At 64.8% G+C, this 16,650-nt stretch carries 13 protein-coding genes; 7 read left to right on the top strand and 6 right to left on the bottom strand.

The window, feature by feature from the left end; genetic code table 11:
* Positions 1–213 precede the first annotated feature (213 nt).
* Positions 214–1,899, top strand: a complete 1,686-nt coding sequence (locus ACRWQA_RS07475; protein ID WP_263580448.1) for a methyl-accepting chemotaxis protein — start codon at positions 214–216, stop codon at positions 1,897–1,899.
* Positions 1,900–1,927: 28 nt separating this feature from the next.
* Here ACRWQA_RS07475 and ACRWQA_RS07470 read toward each other — a convergent pair whose 3' ends face one another.
* Positions 1,928–3,304: a DNA recombination protein RmuC gene (locus ACRWQA_RS07470; RefSeq protein WP_434227736.1), complete on the bottom strand. Its 1,377-nt coding sequence runs from the start codon at positions 3,302–3,304 to the stop codon at positions 1,928–1,930.
* 162 nt (positions 3,305–3,466) lie between these two features.
* On the opposite strand from ACRWQA_RS07470, the gene ACRWQA_RS07465 reads away from it, so the two are divergent.
* The gene (locus ACRWQA_RS07465; protein WP_263580450.1) at positions 3,467–4,321 is read left to right on the top strand and encodes a helix-turn-helix transcriptional regulator; all 855 of its coding nucleotides are present in this window, start codon (positions 3,467–3,469) and stop codon (positions 4,319–4,321) included.
* A 94-nt stretch (positions 4,322–4,415) separates the two neighbouring features.
* Here the strand turns inward: ACRWQA_RS07465 and ACRWQA_RS07460 are convergent, their stop codons facing one another.
* Both ACRWQA_RS07460 and ACRWQA_RS07455 read right to left on the bottom strand, forming a co-directional pair.
* On the bottom strand, positions 4,416–5,921 hold the full coding sequence (locus tag ACRWQA_RS07460) for an aldehyde dehydrogenase (protein ID WP_434227738.1): 1,506 nt from the start codon (positions 5,919–5,921) through the stop codon (positions 4,416–4,418).
* Entirely contained in the window at positions 5,918–7,165 is a 1,248-nt protein-coding gene (locus ACRWQA_RS07455; protein ID WP_434227740.1) for a Zn-dependent hydrolase, read from the bottom strand. The genes ACRWQA_RS07460 and ACRWQA_RS07455 overlap by 4 nt, the downstream gene beginning before the upstream one ends.
* Positions 7,166–7,313: 148 nt before the next feature.
* On the opposite strand from ACRWQA_RS07455, the gene ACRWQA_RS07450 reads away from it, so the two are divergent.
* The 4 genes from ACRWQA_RS07450 (at position 7,314) to ACRWQA_RS07435 (ending at position 11,993) form a co-directional block, all read left to right on the top strand.
* Positions 7,314–8,738 carry an aminotransferase gene (locus ACRWQA_RS07450; RefSeq protein WP_434227742.1) on the top strand — a complete coding sequence of 475 codons (1,425 nt, stop codon included), beginning with the start codon at positions 7,314–7,316 and terminating at the stop codon, positions 8,736–8,738.
* An 86-nt stretch (positions 8,739–8,824) separates the two neighbouring features.
* The gene (locus tag ACRWQA_RS07445) at positions 8,825–10,294 is read left to right on the top strand and encodes a Na+/H+ antiporter NhaC family protein (protein ID WP_434227744.1); all 1,470 of its coding nucleotides are present in this window, start codon (positions 8,825–8,827) and stop codon (positions 10,292–10,294) included.
* Positions 10,295–10,303: 9 nt separating this feature from the next.
* Positions 10,304–11,428 carry an agmatine deiminase gene (gene aguA, locus ACRWQA_RS07440; RefSeq protein ID WP_434227746.1) on the top strand — a complete coding sequence of 375 codons (1,125 nt, stop codon included), beginning with the start codon at positions 10,304–10,306 and terminating at the stop codon, positions 11,426–11,428.
* A gap of 127 nt (positions 11,429–11,555) precedes the next feature.
* Complete coding sequence (locus tag ACRWQA_RS07435) at positions 11,556–11,993, top strand: hypothetical protein (RefSeq protein WP_263580456.1); 438 nt, start codon at positions 11,556–11,558, stop codon at positions 11,991–11,993.
* A gap of 76 nt (positions 11,994–12,069) precedes the next feature.
* Here the strand turns inward: ACRWQA_RS07435 and ACRWQA_RS07430 are convergent, their stop codons facing one another.
* Positions 12,070–13,569, bottom strand: a complete 1,500-nt coding sequence (locus tag ACRWQA_RS07430) for an aldehyde dehydrogenase (RefSeq protein WP_434227748.1) — start codon at positions 13,567–13,569, stop codon at positions 12,070–12,072.
* A complete protein-coding gene (locus tag ACRWQA_RS07425) occupies positions 13,566–14,366 on the bottom strand; it encodes a gamma-glutamyl-gamma-aminobutyrate hydrolase family protein (RefSeq protein WP_434227749.1) in 801 nt (266 codons plus the stop codon). Before ACRWQA_RS07425 ends, ACRWQA_RS07430 begins: the two co-directional genes overlap by 4 nt.
* Before the next feature lie 235 nt (positions 14,367–14,601).
* Here ACRWQA_RS07425 and ACRWQA_RS07420 point away from each other — a divergent pair, with 235 nt between their 5' ends.
* On the top strand, positions 14,602–15,978 hold the full coding sequence (locus tag ACRWQA_RS07420; protein ID WP_263580459.1) for a glutamine synthetase family protein: 1,377 nt from the start codon (positions 14,602–14,604) through the stop codon (positions 15,976–15,978).
* A 67-nt stretch (positions 15,979–16,045) separates the two neighbouring features.
* On the opposite strand, the gene ACRWQA_RS07415 is transcribed toward ACRWQA_RS07420, so the two are convergent.
* Positions 16,046–16,621, bottom strand: coding sequence for a glycine zipper 2TM domain-containing protein (locus ACRWQA_RS07415; RefSeq protein ID WP_263580460.1), 576 nt, complete (start codon positions 16,619–16,621; stop codon positions 16,046–16,048).
* Positions 16,622–16,650: the final 29 nt, after the last annotated feature.

Genomic DNA, 16,650 nt, shown 5'->3' with positions numbered 1-16,650 from the left:
CCCCTTGTACAAGTTTTACATCACCTGCCCATGCGGCAGGTTCTTTCGCTCGCTCCCATTTCCGAATAGAGCGTGGAGACCCTTTATCTAGGCTATCGGGCGTATAGGCTCAAATCATTTGTACATTTATTGTACAAGTTTTAGAGTGCCGTTGTATAACAATGAACTCCGTTGAGGCCCGCCCTCCCACGCTACGCAGAAGGAAAGACAACTATGAAGGCACTCCCGTCAGGCCTCTCCCGACTCGGCATCCGCACCCGCCTGCTCGGCGGTTTTTCCGCCGTACTCGCCCTGATCGTCCTGCTCACCGCCATCGGCATCGTCCAGGTCAACCGCATCGATCGCAGCCTCACCACCATCAATGACGTCAATGGCGTCAAGCTGCGCCACGCCATCGATTGGCGTGGCAGCGTACACGACCGTGCCATCCTGCTGCGCGACATGACCCTGGCAGAGTCACCGTCTGCCCTCGCCGCTCTCGAGCGCGACTACCAAGCGTTGGCCGAAGACTATCGGCAGGCGGATTCGGGCATGAACGAAGTGATGCGAGAAGGTACCACTTCCCGTGAAAGACAACTGCTGGCTGCCGTGGAACGCCAGGCCGATACCACTCGACGCTTGGCCGGCGAGGTAATGGAATACCGTGAACAGGGCGATCTCATCGGCGCCCGCGAGCACCTGCTGAACGCTGCCGGCCCGGCCTTCTTCGCCTGGCTCGACAGCATCAATGCCTTCATCGACCATCAGGAGGCCGAAAGCGCCGCCGACAGTGCCCTGGCACGCGATACCGCTGCCGGCTTTCAGATGCTGATGCTGGCCCTGTGCCTGGCGGCCCTGCTACTGGGCGGGGGCATAGCGTATCTTCTCGCCCGCCAATTGCTACGCGAGCTGGGTGCCGAGCCGCATGAGGTGCGCGCTTTCGCCGAAGCGATCGGCCGTGGTGAACTGGCCACGGCCGGGCGCCTGCGCAAAAACGACGAGCACAGCATCATGGCCGCCCAGGTAGGCATGGCACGCCAGCTACAGGACATCGTCGCCCAGGTACGAGCTGCAGCCGAGGCCGTGGCCAGCAATAGCGAACAAATCGCCGAGGGCAATACCGATCTCGCCTCGCGTACCCAGCAGCAGGCCAGTGCCCTGACGCAGACAGCCTCGGCCATGGAGGAGCTCAACGGCACCGTGGTACAGAACACCGAGAACGCCGGCCAGGCCAGCCGAGAAGCGGAAAGCGCTTCGTACACGGCACGTCAGGGCGGCGTAGCGGTAGAGCAGATGGCGGCCACCATGAATGAGCTCGACAAGAGTGCCGGCGAAATCGCCAGCATCATCTCGACCATCGATGACATCGCCTTCCAGACCAATATCCTGGCGCTCAACGCCTCGGTGGAGGCGGCACGGGCAGGCGAGCACGGCCGCGGCTTTGCCGTAGTCGCCGCCGAGGTGCGCAAGCTGGCCCAGAATAGCGCCGATGCTGCCAGAGAGATCAATGAGCTGATCACCAGCAACGTGGAGCGTGTGAAGAGCGGTAACGCACGGGCTGCCGAGGCTCGCCAGGCCACCGAGGAAATTGTCGAGGCCATCGCACGGGTCAGTCAGCTGATGCATGAGATCAGCCAGGCCAGCGTCGAACAGAGTGCCGGAGTGCAGGAAGCCGGTACGGCCGTGGCCGAGATGGACCGGGTGACCCAGCAGAACGCTACGCTGGTAGGGGAAAGTGCCACGGCAGCCGACAACCTGCGCCAGCATGCACGTCAACTAATGGGCGCCATGGCGGCCTTCCAACTGCCCTCCCAAGGCCACCGAGAGACCCATAGCAGGCAAGAAAGCGAGTCACAGCCGCTGATGGCTCAATTGAAGCTGCCCGCCAGGGAGCGCCAACCGGAGTGGGCCAGCTTCTAAGCCGCCTCTGCTTTGGCTGGGGGAGCCCTTAGCCTCGACCGCCCCCATCCGGCAATGCCGTGTGGGGGCGTTCGCTTTCGAGCTCCAGCCCCGCCCGCTCGACCAGCTCGGCGGGCAACTCCTTCTTCACCGCCACGCCCAGCTCCTGGAACTCGGCGGCCTGCTTGATCAGATTGCCGCGTCCGTTGACCAGTTGGCCCATGGCGCGGTCGTAGCTGTCTCGCGCGCCGTCGATCCGGGCCTGCACTTCCTGCATGCTTTCGAGGAACAGCCGCAGCTTGTTGTAGAACTTCTCGGCGCGACTGGCCAGCTCGGCGCTGTGGCGGCTCTGGTCCTCGAAGCGCCAAAGCTGACGCACGATATTGAGGCTGGTCAGCAGCGTGGTAGGGGTGGCCACCAGCACGTTGTGTTCGATGGCACGCTGATAGAGCGTCTCGTCGTACTTCAATGCCTCGACGTAGGCCGACTCCACCGGAACGAACATGATCACCACGTCCGGCGAGTTGAGCCCCGGCAGGTCATAGTAGTGCTTGTCGGCAAGCTCGTTGATACGATCGCTCACCGCGGTGGCATGCGCGGCCAGGGCCAGTTCGCGTTCACGCTCGTCCTCGGCATTGACGTAGCGCACGTAGGCGGCGAGCGAGGTCTTGGCATCGATCACCAGGTGTCGCCCCTGGGGCAGGTAGACCACCGCGTCGGGCCGGCGCCGCCCGTCGGCCGTGGTGAAACTGAGCTCGCGCTGGTAATCCTTGCCGGGGCGCAGCCCTGAGCCCTCGAGCACGTTCTCCAGCATCAGCTCGCCCCAGTTGCCCTGCACCTTCTTCTGGCCCTGCAACGCCTGGGTCAGGCGCTCGGCCTGGTCGGTGATCTCGCGGTTGAGCGCCTGCAGGTGCCTGAGCTCGGCGCGCAGACCGGCGCGCTGCTCGGTGTCGTGGCGGTGAATCGTCTCGACCTTCTCGCGAAAGCCCTTCATCTCGGCCTGGATCGGTTGCAGCAGTCCGCTGATGCGCTGCTGGGAGAGCTCGGAGAAAGCGCGCCCCTTGCGCTCGAGGATCTCGTTGGCGAGGTTCTCGAACTCCTGCTTGAGCTGGTCGCGACTATCGCGCAGCAGAGCCAGTTGGGCGTCGAAGTGCTGCTGCTTCTGCTCCAGGGTCGTGGCCAGCCGCGCCTCGCGCACCTGTACCTCGCCAAGCGTGCGCTGCAGTTCATCGAGGCGTCGTTCGCGTTCGGCGAGTCGCTCACGTAGCTCCGCCAGTGCCACCTCATGATGCTGCGTATCGGCGCGCTGGCGGCGGGCGGCGAGCAGGCCGACCAAGCCGAAGGCGAACAGGAACGCCGCCAGCGCCGAAAGCGCCATGGCGTATCCCACGGGAAGAGCAGCCAGCAGCGGCAAAAGATCAGTCAAGGGGCAGACTCCAACGACGGCATGAAAGGATCGAGCCAGAGTCTCCTCAAAATGGGCCGGCTTGTCACGGCCTACCGGTAAACGCCCTGCTACCAGCGCGCCACGCCGTTGTCCACTGCATTCCGATGCGACGGCACACGGGCGCCAACGCTGGGACATGATATGTTGGAATCCCTATTTCCCGACCCCGATGCCGCCATGCTCGACTTCCTTGCCCGTCCCGAAAGCCTCGCCTGGCACCAGCAGTTGGCGCGCCTGCTTCGTAGTGCCGGAGCGGCCGATTTCCCCGGCCGGCTCGACCACTGTCTGCGCGAACTCGTGGGTCATGAAACCGTGCTGATCAATGCCTACCGTGGGCGCCGCCGGCCGCTATTGATCCACGACGACTACCCCCCACATCGCCGCGAGCAGGGCATCGAGCGTTACCTGAGCGAGGCGTATCTACTCGACCCGTTCTTTGCCGCCGTGAGCGACGGCCTCGATCAAGGCGCCCATCGCCTGCGCGAGCTGGCCCCGGATCGCTTCGAGGCCAGCGATTATTACGCCCACTACTATCGTGCCTTGGGCCTGCAGGACGAAGTGGGTCTCTTCTGCCGAGTCGAGGAGGATGTCGTGATTGCCGTATCGCTCGGCTTCGGCGTCAAGTCGCCGCCACTGACCCGCCGCGCCCTGCAGGCACTGCGCCACCTCTCGCCGATAGTGGAAGCCCTGCTCGTCGAGTACTGGAAATGGCAGGGAAGCCAATTCCAGCAGCGTCTGGCCGAGCAGGAGCCGGTGGAAGCGGCCTTTGCCAGCTTCGGCGCCGGCGTGCTGACCGCGCGCGAGCAGGAGATCGTGCGGCTACTGCTGGCCGGCCACTCGACGAAATCGGCCGCCCGAGAGCTCGATATCAGCGACGGCACGGTCAAGGTGCATCGCAAGCACATCTACCAGCGGCTCGAGGTTTCCAGCCAGTCGCAACTGTTCCGGCAGTTCCTCGACCATGTGGCCTTGGTATCGAGACAGCGGGCTGGGTAAGGAATAGGGTAGCAAGGCCGACCCCAGAGACGAGAGGGAGTCGGCAAGACAGCGCGATCGAATTCATGCGTAAGCGTTGATCTCGGATGCGTCGTCAGGGCGCTAGCGACATCCACACAGTCTTCAGCTCGGTGTACTCCGTCAGGGCGTGCAGGGATTTGTCGCGGCCATTGCCGGACTGCTTGACGCCACCGAAGGGCACCGTCATGTCGGGGCCCGCCCAGTTGTTGACGAACACCTGGCCCGATTGCAGCCGCCGCGCCACACGCATGATGCGGTCGATATCCTGGCTCCAAAGTCCCGCCGCCAGGCCGTAGTCGCTGTCGTTGGCCATGGCCACGGCCTCTTCCTCGCTGTCGAAGCCGAACACCGCCAGTACCGGGCCGAAGATCTCCTCGCGACTGATGGCCATGGCCGGGGTCACGCCGTCGAATATCGTCGGCGGGATGAACAGCCCCGGGCCCTCCAGCACCTGGCCGCCGCTACGCAGCCGCGCGCCCTCCTCGCGCCCCTGCTCGATATAATCGAGCACCCGACGATATTGGGCCTCGTCCACCATGGCACCCATGAAGCTCTGCGGGTCGAGCGGGTCACCAGGCTGCATGGTCTTGGCGGCCTCCACCACCTTGTCGACGAATTCCTTGCGAATCGCGTTCTCCACCAGCAGCCGCGAGCCGGCGATGCACACCTCGCCCTGGTTGTGGAAGATCGCCGCGGCGGCATGTCGGGCCACCTGGCCCAGGTTCTTGCAGTCGGCGAAGACGATGTTGGGAGACTTGCCGCCACACTCCAGGTAGACCCGCTTGAGGTTGGACTGGCCGGCGTACTGCATCAACTGCTTGCCTACCGCGGTGGAGCCGGTGAAGGCCAGGCAATCGACCTGCATGGAGAGCGCCAGGTCCTTGCCTACAGTGTGGCCGAAGCCAGGTAGCACCTGGAAGACGCCGCGGGGAATGCCCGCCTCACGGGCAAGGCTTGCCAGTCGCAGCGCCGAGAGGGGCGACTTCTCGGAGGGCTTGAGGATCACACTGTTGCCGGCGGCCAGCGCCGGGGCGATCTTCCAAGCGGTCATCATCAGCGGGAAGTTCCACGGTACGATGGCCGCCACCACGCCCAGGGGCTCACGAAGCACCAGGCCCAGGCTATCCTCGCCAGTGGGGGCGACTTCACCGTAGACCTTGTCGATGCCCTCGGCGGTATAGCGTAGGCAGCCGATGGCCCCATTGATATCGCCCAGCGAACTGGAGATCGGCTTGCCCATGTCCAGGGTGTCGAGCAGCGCCAATTCGTGTTGATGCGCCTCCATCAGCTCGGCCAGCTTGAGCAGCGTCTGCTTACGCCGCCCCGGTGCCAGCCGCGCCCACTCGCCCCGGGCGTGGGCAGCCCGGGCACAAGACACGGCGAGCTCGGCATCGGCGGCGTCACAGCTGGCGACATAGGCCAGGGTCTCACCGGTGGCCGGGTTGACAGTGGCAAAGGTCTCGCCGCTGGTGGCATCGACGAAGGCGCCATCAATAAAGGCGCGGCTCTCCAGGCACGGGATCAGCGTCTCGGCCAAGGCCTGCCAGTCGGCCTTGGTGGCGGGAATCGTGACGTTCATTGGCCCGCCTCCAGGATATTGGCCCGTTCCACCATGGCATCAAAGAGCACCTGAGCCCCCAGAGCGCAGTGTTCCGGGGAGGCATACTCCGCCTCGTTATGGCTGATCCCGTCGCGGCAGGGAATGAAGATCATCGCAGTCGGCGCGACCCGGGCCACATAGACGGCGTCGTGGCCGGCGCCGCTCATCATGCGCCGGTAAGGAACGCCGCGGGCCTTGGCGGCTCTCTCCACGGCATCGATGCAGCCGCTATCGAAGCTCACCACCGGCGAGGCCCAGATGCGTTTGCTGTGCGCCGTGATGCCAAAGGTCTCGCCGGCAGCGGCCAGCTCACGCTCGAAGTGCGCTTCAAGGGCGTCCAGCTCAGCCTCGTCGACATGGCGAAGATCGACGGAGAGAGTCACTTCGCCGGGAACCACGTTGCGCGATGACGCGTCGATTTCCAGGGTACCGAAGGTGACCTTAGTGTCGCCGCTGTCATCGGCCATGGCCAGAGCCTGCAGGCGATCGATCAGGCGTGCCGCGGCGGCCAGGGCATCGCGGCGGTAGCGCATCGGGGTGGGCCCGGCATGCGAGGACTGCCCGCGCAGAGTGACGTCGAACCAGCGCATGCCCTGCACGCCGGTCACCACGCCAACCGCTTCGTGGCTCTCCTCCAGTACCGGTCCCTGCTCGATATGCAGCTCGAGGAAGCCCGCCAGATGAGGCTCGCCCACCGCCATCTCGCCAGCGAAACCGGTGGCCGCGAGGGCCTCGCCCAGGGTCACGCCATCACGGTCGCGGCGCGCCAGGGTCGACTCGACGCTGAACGCCCCGGCATAGGTACCGGAGGCGACCATGGCCGGGGCAAAGCGGCTGCCCTCTTCATTGGTCCATACCACCAGTTCCAGCGGCCGCTCGGTGACGATGCCGTGATCGTCGAGGGTACGGAACACCTCGAGGCCGGCCAACACGCCTAGCACACCGTCGAAGCGCCCGCCCTTGGGCTGGGTATCCAGATGGCTGCCAACGCCGATCGGATCGAGATCATCGCGCTTGCCGGCGCGGCGCAGGAACATATTGCCGACCCGATCCACGCGCAGCGTACAACCCAGCGCCTGACACCATTCGATCAACAGGCGACGCCCGGCGGCGTCCTCTTCGGTCAATGCCAAGCGGTGACTACCGCCGTTGGGGCTGGGGCCGATCTCGGCCATGGCCATCAGGCTCGACCAGAGCCGCTGGCCGTCGATGGAAACCGTCATGGGTGCCTCCCTTGTGATTGTCCCCTGCCACCCTAGGCGGGAAGGTCACAGCGGCGATATACCCCAATCAGGATATACCGGCGGCACCCTCGCCCTGATTAGGCTGACCCTGTCGGTTACCACGAGACACCGAGAGAGGAGCCAGCTCATGACAACGACAACGACCTCCGCGCGCCCCGCCAAATCGATGCGGCGCTATGACCCCCAGTCGCTGTGGCAGAAGGACAGGGACCACTTCATCCACCCCTTCACCGACTTCAGCCTGTTCCACGACAAGGGCTGTGACCTGATCACCGACAGCGATGGAATCTACGTGGAGGACATCCACGGCAACCGCTTCATCGACGGCATCGCCGGCCTGTGGTGCGTCAACGTGGGCCACGGCCGCGCCGAGATCGGCCAGGCCATGGCCGAGCAGGCCACCCGCATGGCCTACTTCTCCACCTTCAACAATCTCTCCAACGCCCCGGCGGCGGAGCTCGCCGCCAAGCTCGCCGAGCTGGCCCCGGCAAACCTCAACCATGTGTTCTACAGCTGCGGCGGCTCGGCGGCCAACGACGCCACCATTCGCCTGGTGCACTACTATTTCAACCGCCTGGGCAAGCCGAGCAAGAAGCGTATCCTGTCGCGCAACAACGCCTACCACGGCACCACCTACCTGGCAGCGAGCCTGACCGGCATCGAGAGCAACAACTGGGGCTTCGACACCCTGGACCATCTGGTCACTCACCTGAGCGAAGCCAACCTCTATCGCCGGCCGAAGGGGATGAGCGAAGCGGAGTACTGCGATCACCTGGTGACCGAACTCGAGGAGACCATCGAGCGCATCGGCGCCGAGAACATCGCCGCCTTCATTGCCGAGCCGATCATGGGCGCTGGCGGCGTGCTGATGGCGCCTCGAGGCTACCACGCCCGCATGCAGGCGGTGTGCCGCGCCCACGAGATCCTCTATATCGCCGACGAGGTGGTCACCGGCTTCGGCCGCCTGGGTCACTTCTTCGCCTCCGAGCCGGTGTTCGATACCCAGCCGGACATCATCAACTGCGCCAAGGGGCTGTCATCGGGCTATGCCCCGCTGGGTGCCACCCTGATTTCCGACGCGATCTACGAGGTGCTGGGCACGCCCCAGCGCAAGGGCGGCGTACTGAGCACCGGCTTCACCTATTCAGGCCATCCGGTAAGCTGTGCCGCAGCGCTCAAGAACATCGAGATCATGGAGCGCGAGGGTATCTGCGCCAACGTGCGTGAGGTAGGCCCCTACCTGGAGCGGCAGCTCAAGACGCTCTCGCATCATGAAACCGTCGGCGACGTGAGGGGCAGCCACTTCATGCTGGCCATCGAGAACGTCGCCGACAAGGCCACCAAGGAGCTGCTGCCGGTAGAGACACGGGTCGGCGACCGGGTCGCCGCCGAGGCCCAGAAGCGCGGCCTGATCATTCGCCCGGTGGGCCACCTCAACATCATCTCGCCGCCGCTGATCTGGGATCGTGACGTGGTGGATCGTGTAGTGGCGATCCTCGACGAGGCCTACACCGCGACCACGACATCGCTACGCAAGGACGGTTACCTGTAACCCGCCGGCAGCCGCCGCATGCATGGCCCGGCATTTCCCGTCGGGTCCAGCCATCGTGCTATGTACAACAACAAAGGTGAACAACCATGTCACACTCTCCTTCGGGCCCGACGGCCCACCCCCAAAGCTTCGGCAGCGCCACCAAGGGCTGCCTGCTGTTTCTCGGTGTCGTGCTGATTGCCAGCCTCGGCGGCTTCGCACTGTTCGACGGCGACGACTATGGCATCTACAGCCTGCTGCCCACCGCAGTGGTGCTGGGCATGGCCATCCTCACGCGACGCACCATCGAGTCGCTGCTCGCCGGTGCCCTGGTCGGCCTGCTGATGGTCGACCCCACCAGCGTGGTCTCCCAGGGCTCCGACATCCTGCTAGGGGTGCTGGGCAACGATACCGTCACCTGGATCATCCTGGTCTGCGGCCTGTTCGGCAGCCTGATCGCCCTGCTGGTCAAGACCGGCGGCGTGCTGACCTTTGGGGATGCCGTCACCAAGCATATCCATAGCCGCCGCCAGAGCCTGCTGGCCACCTGGCTGCTGGGCCTGGTGATCTTCGTCGACGACTATCTCAACGCCCTGGCGATCAGCGCGTCGATGAAGAAGATCACTGATCGCTTCAATATTTCGCGCGAGAAGCTCGCCTACGTGGTGGACTCCACCGCCGCGCCGATCTGCATCCTGGTGCCCTTCTCCACCTGGGCGGTGTTCTTCGCCGGCCTGTTGGAGGAGAACGACATCGCCGGCAACGGCATGAACCTCTACATCGAGGCGATTCCCTTCATGTTCTACGCCTGGGTGGCTGCCGCCCTGGTCCCCCTGGTGGCCCTCGGCTGGATCCCCAATCTCGGTCCCATGAAGGCCGCCGAGGCCCGCGCCGCCGCCGGCCAGCCGATTCCGAGCGGGGTCGACGACAGCGCCCTGGAAGTGGCGGACGACGGACGCAAGCGGCCGCACCTGCTCAACTTCCTGCTGCCCATCGTCACGCTGATTTTCTTCACCTGGTACTACGATATCGACATCCTGCGCGGCGTGATCGTGGCGCTCGCCGTGACCCTGGTACTGATCGCCAGCCAACGGCTGCTGAGCTTCCACGACACCTTCGACACCGCACTCGAAGGCTTCAAGTCGATGATCATGCCCCTGGGCACCCTGGTGGCCGGTTTCGCCCTCAAGGAGGTCAACGACGCCCTGGGGCTCACCGATTATGTGATAAGTACCGTGCAGCCGCTGATGACACCGGGAATGCTACCGACGGTGGTTTTCATCACCATGGCCTTCCTGGCGTTCGCCACCGCCTCCTTCTGGGGTCTGTTCGCCGTGGCCATGCCCATCGTGCTGCCGCTGGCGGCCAGCCTCGATGCCCACATGCCGCTGGTGGTCGGCGCCCTGATCTCGGCCAGCGCCTTCGGCAGTCACGCCTGCTTCTACGGCGACTCCACGGTGCTCTCCGCACAAGGGGCCGGCTGCACGCCCATGGCTCACGCGCTGACCCAGCTTCCCTATGTACTGATCGCCGCTGCTATCGCCGCCGCAATCTTCTTGATCGCAGGCCACCTGTGAGAAATCATCATGAACCAGCCACTCATTGACTCTCCCGCTGTTGGATCCTCCCCCCTGGTCCACGGATTCGCCATGCCGGCGGAGTTCGCCCCCCACGACGCCTGCTGGATGCTGTGGCCCCAGCGGCCCGACACCTGGCGCTATGGCGCCAAGCCGGCCCAGCAGGCCTTCGTCGAGGTGGCTACCGCCATCGCCGAGAGCGAGACGGTCTACGTCGGGGTCAACGATGATCAGTACGAGAATGCCCGCCATCAATTGCCCGCCCACGTTCGGGTGGTGGAACTCTCCAGCAACGACGCTTGGATGCGTGACGTGGGGCCCACCTTCCTGACTCACCCGGACGGTCGTCTGGCCATGGTGGACTGGGAGTTCAACGCCTGGGGCGGCCTCAAGGGAGGGCTCTACTTCCCTTGGGACAAGGACAAGCGCATCCGCACCAAGATCGCCGAGATGCTCGGCATCGAGCGCTTCAAGGCGCCAGTGGTGCTGGAGGGCGGCGCCATCCACGTCGACGGCGAAGGCACGCTGCTGACCACGGAAGAGTGTTTGCTCAACCCCAACCGCAACCCGGGCCTGAGTCGCGCCGAGATGGAGCAGGTACTGCAGGACACCCTAGGCATCGAGAAGGTCATCTGGCTGCCGCGGGGCTGCCACCTGGACGAGACCGATGGCCACGTCGACAATCTGTGCTGCTTCGTCGCCCCCGGCGAGGTGGTGCTGACCTGGTGCGATGACGAGGACGACCCCCAGCACGCCATCAGCCGGGAGGCATTGGCCGTGCTGGAGTCCGCCACCGATGCCAGGGGCCGCAGACTACGCGTGCACAAGCTGCCCCAGCCGGGTCCGCTTTTCATCGAGGAGGACGAGGCCAGCGGCCTGGACCGTCTCAACAGTTCCCATCCGCGCCGGCCCGGGGATCGCATGGCGGGCTCCTACGTCAATTTCTATATCGGCAATTCGGTGGTGGTCATGCCGCTACTGGACCCGGTCCACGACGGGCAGGCCCGCCTCATTCTACAGGGACTGTTTCCCGACAGGCGTGTGATCGGCGTGCCGGCCCGGGAGATCCTGCTCGGCGGTGGCAACATCCATTGCATCACCCAGCAGCAGCCCCGCGCTATCTCGCCGCGGTGAGTCATCGGCTTGTCGACCTTCGGTCCTTGGGGCATGCTAGGGGAAGGTCCGCTCTCACAAGAGGCCGAACGCAGGAATCCGAAGGGCAAGCGTAAAGCATGAAACGTGACCCCAAGGAGAGTACAGGATGTTTGCAAGAGTCTTGATCGGCCTGACCCTCGTGGCTGGCGCCTTGCCGTTGAGCGTGCTTGCCCAGGAGGACGGCACGACGGACGAGCAGTTGGTCGGTGAGGTCGTCGTGGAAGAGAGCGAGCCGGTTTCCCGCGAACAGGCTCAAGACAACCTCGACGCGGCCATCGAGCAGAACCCTGAGGCCGCGGTCTTTGGTCTGGAGACCGCCCGCGAGGCGGTGACCCAGGGCGGGGTCGATGGCCAAGCGGTCAGCGAGACGGCCAGCGACGGTCGCGCTAGTGGAAATCTGGGCGCGGCGCCGGGCCATAGCAGTGAAAGCGCTGCAGGCGCCTCTGGAAGCGGCGTGGGCAACGCCGAAGCTGCAGGTAATGGTGGAGCCGCTGGCACCGGCGGCAATGGTGGTGGAGCCGGAGGGGCCGGCGGCCGCAACTGAGCCCTTCACCCGCGCTTGACGCCCTACGACAAGGCCGGCCCATGGGGCCGGCCTTGTCGTGTTACCGGTACGCCTGTCAGGCGAGCGAGATCCACACACTCTTGAGCTCGGAGTACTCCTCCAGGCTGTGATGCGACTTGTCGCGGCCGTTGCCCGACTGCTTGACCCCGCCGAAGGGCATGGTCTGGTCGCCTCCGGCCCAGTTGTTGACGAACACCTGACCCGACTGCAGCCGCCGCGTCACGCGCATGATGCGATCGATGTCCTGACTCCACAGCCCCGCGGCAAGCCCGTAGGGCGTGTCGTTGGCCATCGCGATGGCCTCTTCTTCCGTGTCGAAGCCGAACACCGCCAGCACCGGGCCGAATATCTCCTCGCGACCGATGGTCATCTGTGGGGTAACGCCGTCGAACACCGTGGGCGGAATGAACAGCCCCGGGCCGTCGATGGCCTTGCCTCCGCTTCGCAGCCGCGCACCCTCTTCCACGCCCTGGCGAATATAGTCGAGGATACGCCGATGCTGTGTCTCGTCGACGATGGCGCCCATGAAGCTCTGCGGATCCAGCGGATCACCGGGCTGCATGTTCTCCGCCGCCTTCAAGACGCGCTCCACGAACTCCTCGCGAATCGCGTTCTCCACCAGCAGCCGCGAGCCGGCGATGCACACCTCGCCCTGGTTGTGGAAGATCGCGGCGGCGGCGTGGCTCGCCACCTGGTCAAGGTTCTTGCAGTCGGCGAAGACGATATTGGGCGACTTGCCGCCGCACTCCAGGTAGACCCGCTTGAGGTTGGACTGGCCGGCGTACTGCATGAGCTGCTTGCCCACCGCGGTGGAGCCAGTGAAGGCCAGGCAGTCGACCTGCATGGAGAGGGCCAGGGCCTTGCCCACGGTGTGACCGAAGCCGGGCAGCACCTGAAACACGCCCTTGGGCAGGCCGGCTTCCTTGGCCAGCTGCGCCAGTCGCAGCGCCGAGAGCGGCGACTTCTCCGAGGGCTTGAGGATCACGCTGTTGCCGGCGGCCAGCGCCGGGGCGATCTTCCACGCGGTCATCATCAGCGGGAAATTCCATGGCACGATGGCCGCCACCACGCCGATGGGTTCGCGCAACACCAGCGCCAGGGAGTCCTCGCCGGTGGGCGCCACCTCGCCGTAGAGCTTGTCGATGCACTCGGCCTGGTAGCGAATGCAGGCGATGGCGCCGGCCATGTCGCCCAGCGAGCTGGAAACCGGCTTGCCCATGTCGAGGGTGTCGATCAGCGCCAGCTCGTGCTTGTGGGCCTCCATCAGATCGGCCAGGCGCAGCAGCACCCGCTTGCGCTTGCCAGGCGCCAGGCGAGACCACTCGCCGCCGGCAAAGGCTTCTCGCGCCGCCGCCACGGCGCGCTCGGCGTCCGGCTCGTCACAGCTTGCCACCTGAGCCAGGATCGCGCCGGTGGCCGGATTGCGCGATTCGAAGGTATCACCGCTGTAGGCGTCGACGAAGGCGTCGTCGATGAAGGCTCGGCTCTCCAGGGACAGGTCCTCAGCCAGGGCCTGCCAGTCGTCACGGGTACGGGGGGATGGCGAACGGCTCACGATCGGGACTCCTGTATGAGATCATCATTGAGGTATTGCGTGTCCGGCGCTGAGGCCCGACGCACGCGATGCTCTCGGCAAGCCGTAGCGAAGCCCTGGAAAATCGCGTGGTAAAGCGGATGCTCCTGGGGGCGCCACTCGGGATGCCACTGCACTGCCAGGGCAAACCCTGAGACCTCGGCCACCGACACCGCCTCGACCAGGCCATCCGGCGCCAGCGCCTCCACGGCAAGTCCATTGCCCAGTCGGTCAATGCCCTGCTGATGCAATGAATTGACCTTAGCATGCGGTTCGGGATAGAGCGCCACCAGGCGGCCACCGGATTGAAGCGCGATGTCGTGCGCTGGCGCATAGCGGGTCGCATAGTCGGCTTCCGGCTCGCGATGATCGATGAGACCTGGCACGTTCTGTACCGCCTGGTGCAGTGTGCCACCATAGGCCACGTTCAGCTCCTGAAAGCCCCGACAGATACCCAGCAGCGGCAGACCACGCGCGATGGCGGCGGGAATCCAGGCCAGCGCGGCGGCATCGCGATGCAGGTCATCGCGATTGTTCTCCGGCGCTCGCTCGGCGCCGTAGCGGGAAGGTTCGACATTGGAATAGCTGCCGGTCAGCAGCAGGCCGTCCAGATGAGCGAGCAGGTCGCCATCGACGGCATCCTGCCACACCGGCAACACCACCGGCGCCAGGCCATAGGAGCGAAGTGCGCTCAGGTACTTGTCGGTCACCACGTGGGCGGAATGCCCCTCCACCTCTCGGCGGCAAGCGATGACACCCACCAAGGGTCGGCTCGGCATAGCAACTCCTGAATCGTGAACGAAACCAAAAAGTGTTGATTAAACTTTCCAGCATGAAGCCAGAAAAATCCAGTCCATAGCGGCAAAACATCCACTTTATCCCATATTTCCTGCGGAATTACAGCCAAACCCGCACCAGAGATGAAAGCCATACGTAAAGGATTTGACAACAAAGTGATGTCATCGAAAGATAGGAGTCAACGCAAAACCCACTGACAACCTAACAGGTGCCACCATGCCGTCGCTCAGCGCTGACCAGGCCCGGGAGTTTCTCGAGCGCTATCCCGACATTGACAGCATCGACCTGCTGATCAGCGACCTCAATGGCGTCATGCGTGGCAAACGCATCCCTCGCGACAACCTGGACAAGGCCTGCCGCCTGGGCATCAATCTGCCGGCTTCGGTCTTTGCCCTGGACATCAATGGCCATACCGTCGAAGCCACCGGGCTGGGGCTGGCCACGGGGGACAGCGACCGAATCTGCCGGCCCTTGGCAGGCTCGCTCATGCCGACGCCGTGGCTGCGCGACGGACGCCAGGCGCAGCTGCTGCTGACCATGTTCGAACCCGACGATACGCCCTTCTTCGCCGACCCCCGCCAGGTGCTGTCGCGCCAACTGGAGCGACTGCGCCGCCGTGGCCTGACGCCCGTCGCGGCCGTGGAAATGGAGTTCTATCTGCTGGATCGCGAACGCACCCCCGAGGGGCAAATCCAGCCGCCACGCTCCCCTCGCAGCGGCGAACGTGCAACTCAGAGCCAGCTCTACTCGATCGGCGAGCTCGACGAATATGCTGACTTCCTCGAGGACGTGCAGCGCTCGGCACTCTGCCAGAACCTGCCGCTGGACACGACACTAAAGGAGTGCGCCCCGGGCCAGTTCGAGATCACGCTCGGCCACTGCAACGATGCGCTCAAGGCTTGCGACAGTGCCGTGCTGCTGAAGCGCTTGATCAAGGGCGTGGCCCTTAATCATGGCTTCGAAGCCACCTTCATGGCCAAGCCCTACGGTCGCGAGGCCGGCAACGGTACCCATGTGCACCTCAGTATGCTCGATGACGGCGGTCGCAACGTCTTCGCTGCCGAGAACGGCGATCCGCTCGGCAGCGAGACCCTGCACCAGGCCATCGCCGGACTGCTCGACTTGATGCCGGCCTCAATGGCGATCTGTGCCCCCAATCTCAATTCATTCCGGCGCTTCCAACCTGGCCTCTACGTGCCCATGACACCCACCTGGGGTTTCGACAACCGCTCGGTGGCGCTGCGCATACCTTCGGGCGGCAACGATGCACGGCGTATCGAACACCGGGTCGCCGGCGCGGACGTCAACCCTTATCTCTTGCTGGCCGTGCTGCTGGCAAGCATCGAGCATGGCATCGGCCAGCGACTGGTCCCGCCACCTCCCGTCGAGGGTAATGCCTACGAGCAGTTCGAGCCCACGCTGACCAACAGCTGGCACCAGGCTCTCGATCTGCTGGGGGCGAGCGAACCGCTGAAGAACGCCCTGGGCAGTGACTTCGTACACGTCTTCATCGCCAACCGGCGGGCCGAACGAGAACAGGCCATGCAGTCGGTGAGCCAGCTCGAGTATGCCTGGTACCTGCGCCACGTTTGACGCACCGTCTCTAGGCCAAACGAATCGCCCCGGCATGAGCCGGGGCGATGTAGATGCGGGTTGATTGTCAGCCGTCCGCGCTGGCCAGCGGCAGGTCCCAGCGCGGTTGCCCTTCCTCGAGCAGTACGCGGTTACCCTGGGGCTGGTGATCCAGTCGAGAAACTTCAGTGAGCTCGCCGTGGCGCCAGGTCACGTCATAGCCGATGGTTTCCTCGGAGCTATCCATGACGGTATGACACTGGCGTTGCGTAGTGGCATAGGTTTGCGTCTGGTTGGCCTCGATGCGCCCCTGGATCTCACGCCCGGCAAAGCCACCCCCGACCGCGCCTGCCACGGTGGCCAGCGTCTTGCCACTGCCACCACCCACCTGATTGCCGAGCAGACCACCCACCACGGCCCCCGCCGCGGTACCGGCAATGCGATGCGGATCGCGGCTGGGCGCCTGAGTCTGCTGGTGCACCACCACATCCTCACACACCTCGCGTGGCGTCTCGACGCTCCTGGTCACCGGTTGCACCGCGACGACCTCGGCGAATTGCGGCCCACTCTCCCTTGGCTCCTGCTGCACCTGCCAGGCACCGAAGCCCAGACCGCCAAGACCCAGCACGCTCAATGTCGTTCCGATCACGATCGACTTGTTCATGACACTCCTCCTGCAGGGCGATATGCCGC

This window comes from Billgrantia sp. C5P2 (assembly GCF_051062895.2).
The sequence above is the reverse complement of the archived record's forward strand: the minus strand, read 5'-3'. Positions and strand labels throughout refer to the sequence as shown.

Coding starts and splice junctions, on each gene's coding strand:
- ACRWQA_RS07450 (WP_434227742.1), top strand. CDS start 7,314: ATGACAACGACAACGACCTCCGCGCGCCCCGCCAAATCGATGCGGCGC.
- aguA (WP_434227746.1), top strand. CDS start 10,304: ATGAACCAGCCACTCATTGACTCTCCCGCTGTTGGATCCTCCCCCCTG.
- ACRWQA_RS07475 (WP_263580448.1), top strand. CDS start 214: ATGAAGGCACTCCCGTCAGGCCTCTCCCGACTCGGCATCCGCACCCGC.
- ACRWQA_RS07445 (WP_434227744.1), top strand. CDS start 8,825: ATGTCACACTCTCCTTCGGGCCCGACGGCCCACCCCCAAAGCTTCGGC.
- ACRWQA_RS07425 (WP_434227749.1), bottom strand. CDS start 14,366: ATGCCGAGCCGACCCTTGGTGGGTGTCATCGCTTGCCGCCGAGAGGTG.
- ACRWQA_RS07415 (WP_263580460.1), bottom strand. CDS start 16,621: ATGAACAAGTCGATCGTGATCGGAACGACATTGAGCGTGCTGGGTCTT.
- ACRWQA_RS07465 (WP_263580450.1), top strand. CDS start 3,467: ATGTTGGAATCCCTATTTCCCGACCCCGATGCCGCCATGCTCGACTTC.
- ACRWQA_RS07460 (WP_434227738.1), bottom strand. CDS start 5,921: ATGAACGTCACGATTCCCGCCACCAAGGCCGACTGGCAGGCCTTGGCC.
- ACRWQA_RS07455 (WP_434227740.1), bottom strand. CDS start 7,165: ATGACGGTTTCCATCGACGGCCAGCGGCTCTGGTCGAGCCTGATGGCC.
- ACRWQA_RS07435 (WP_263580456.1), top strand. CDS start 11,556: ATGTTTGCAAGAGTCTTGATCGGCCTGACCCTCGTGGCTGGCGCCTTG.
- ACRWQA_RS07420 (WP_263580459.1), top strand. CDS start 14,602: ATGCCGTCGCTCAGCGCTGACCAGGCCCGGGAGTTTCTCGAGCGCTAT.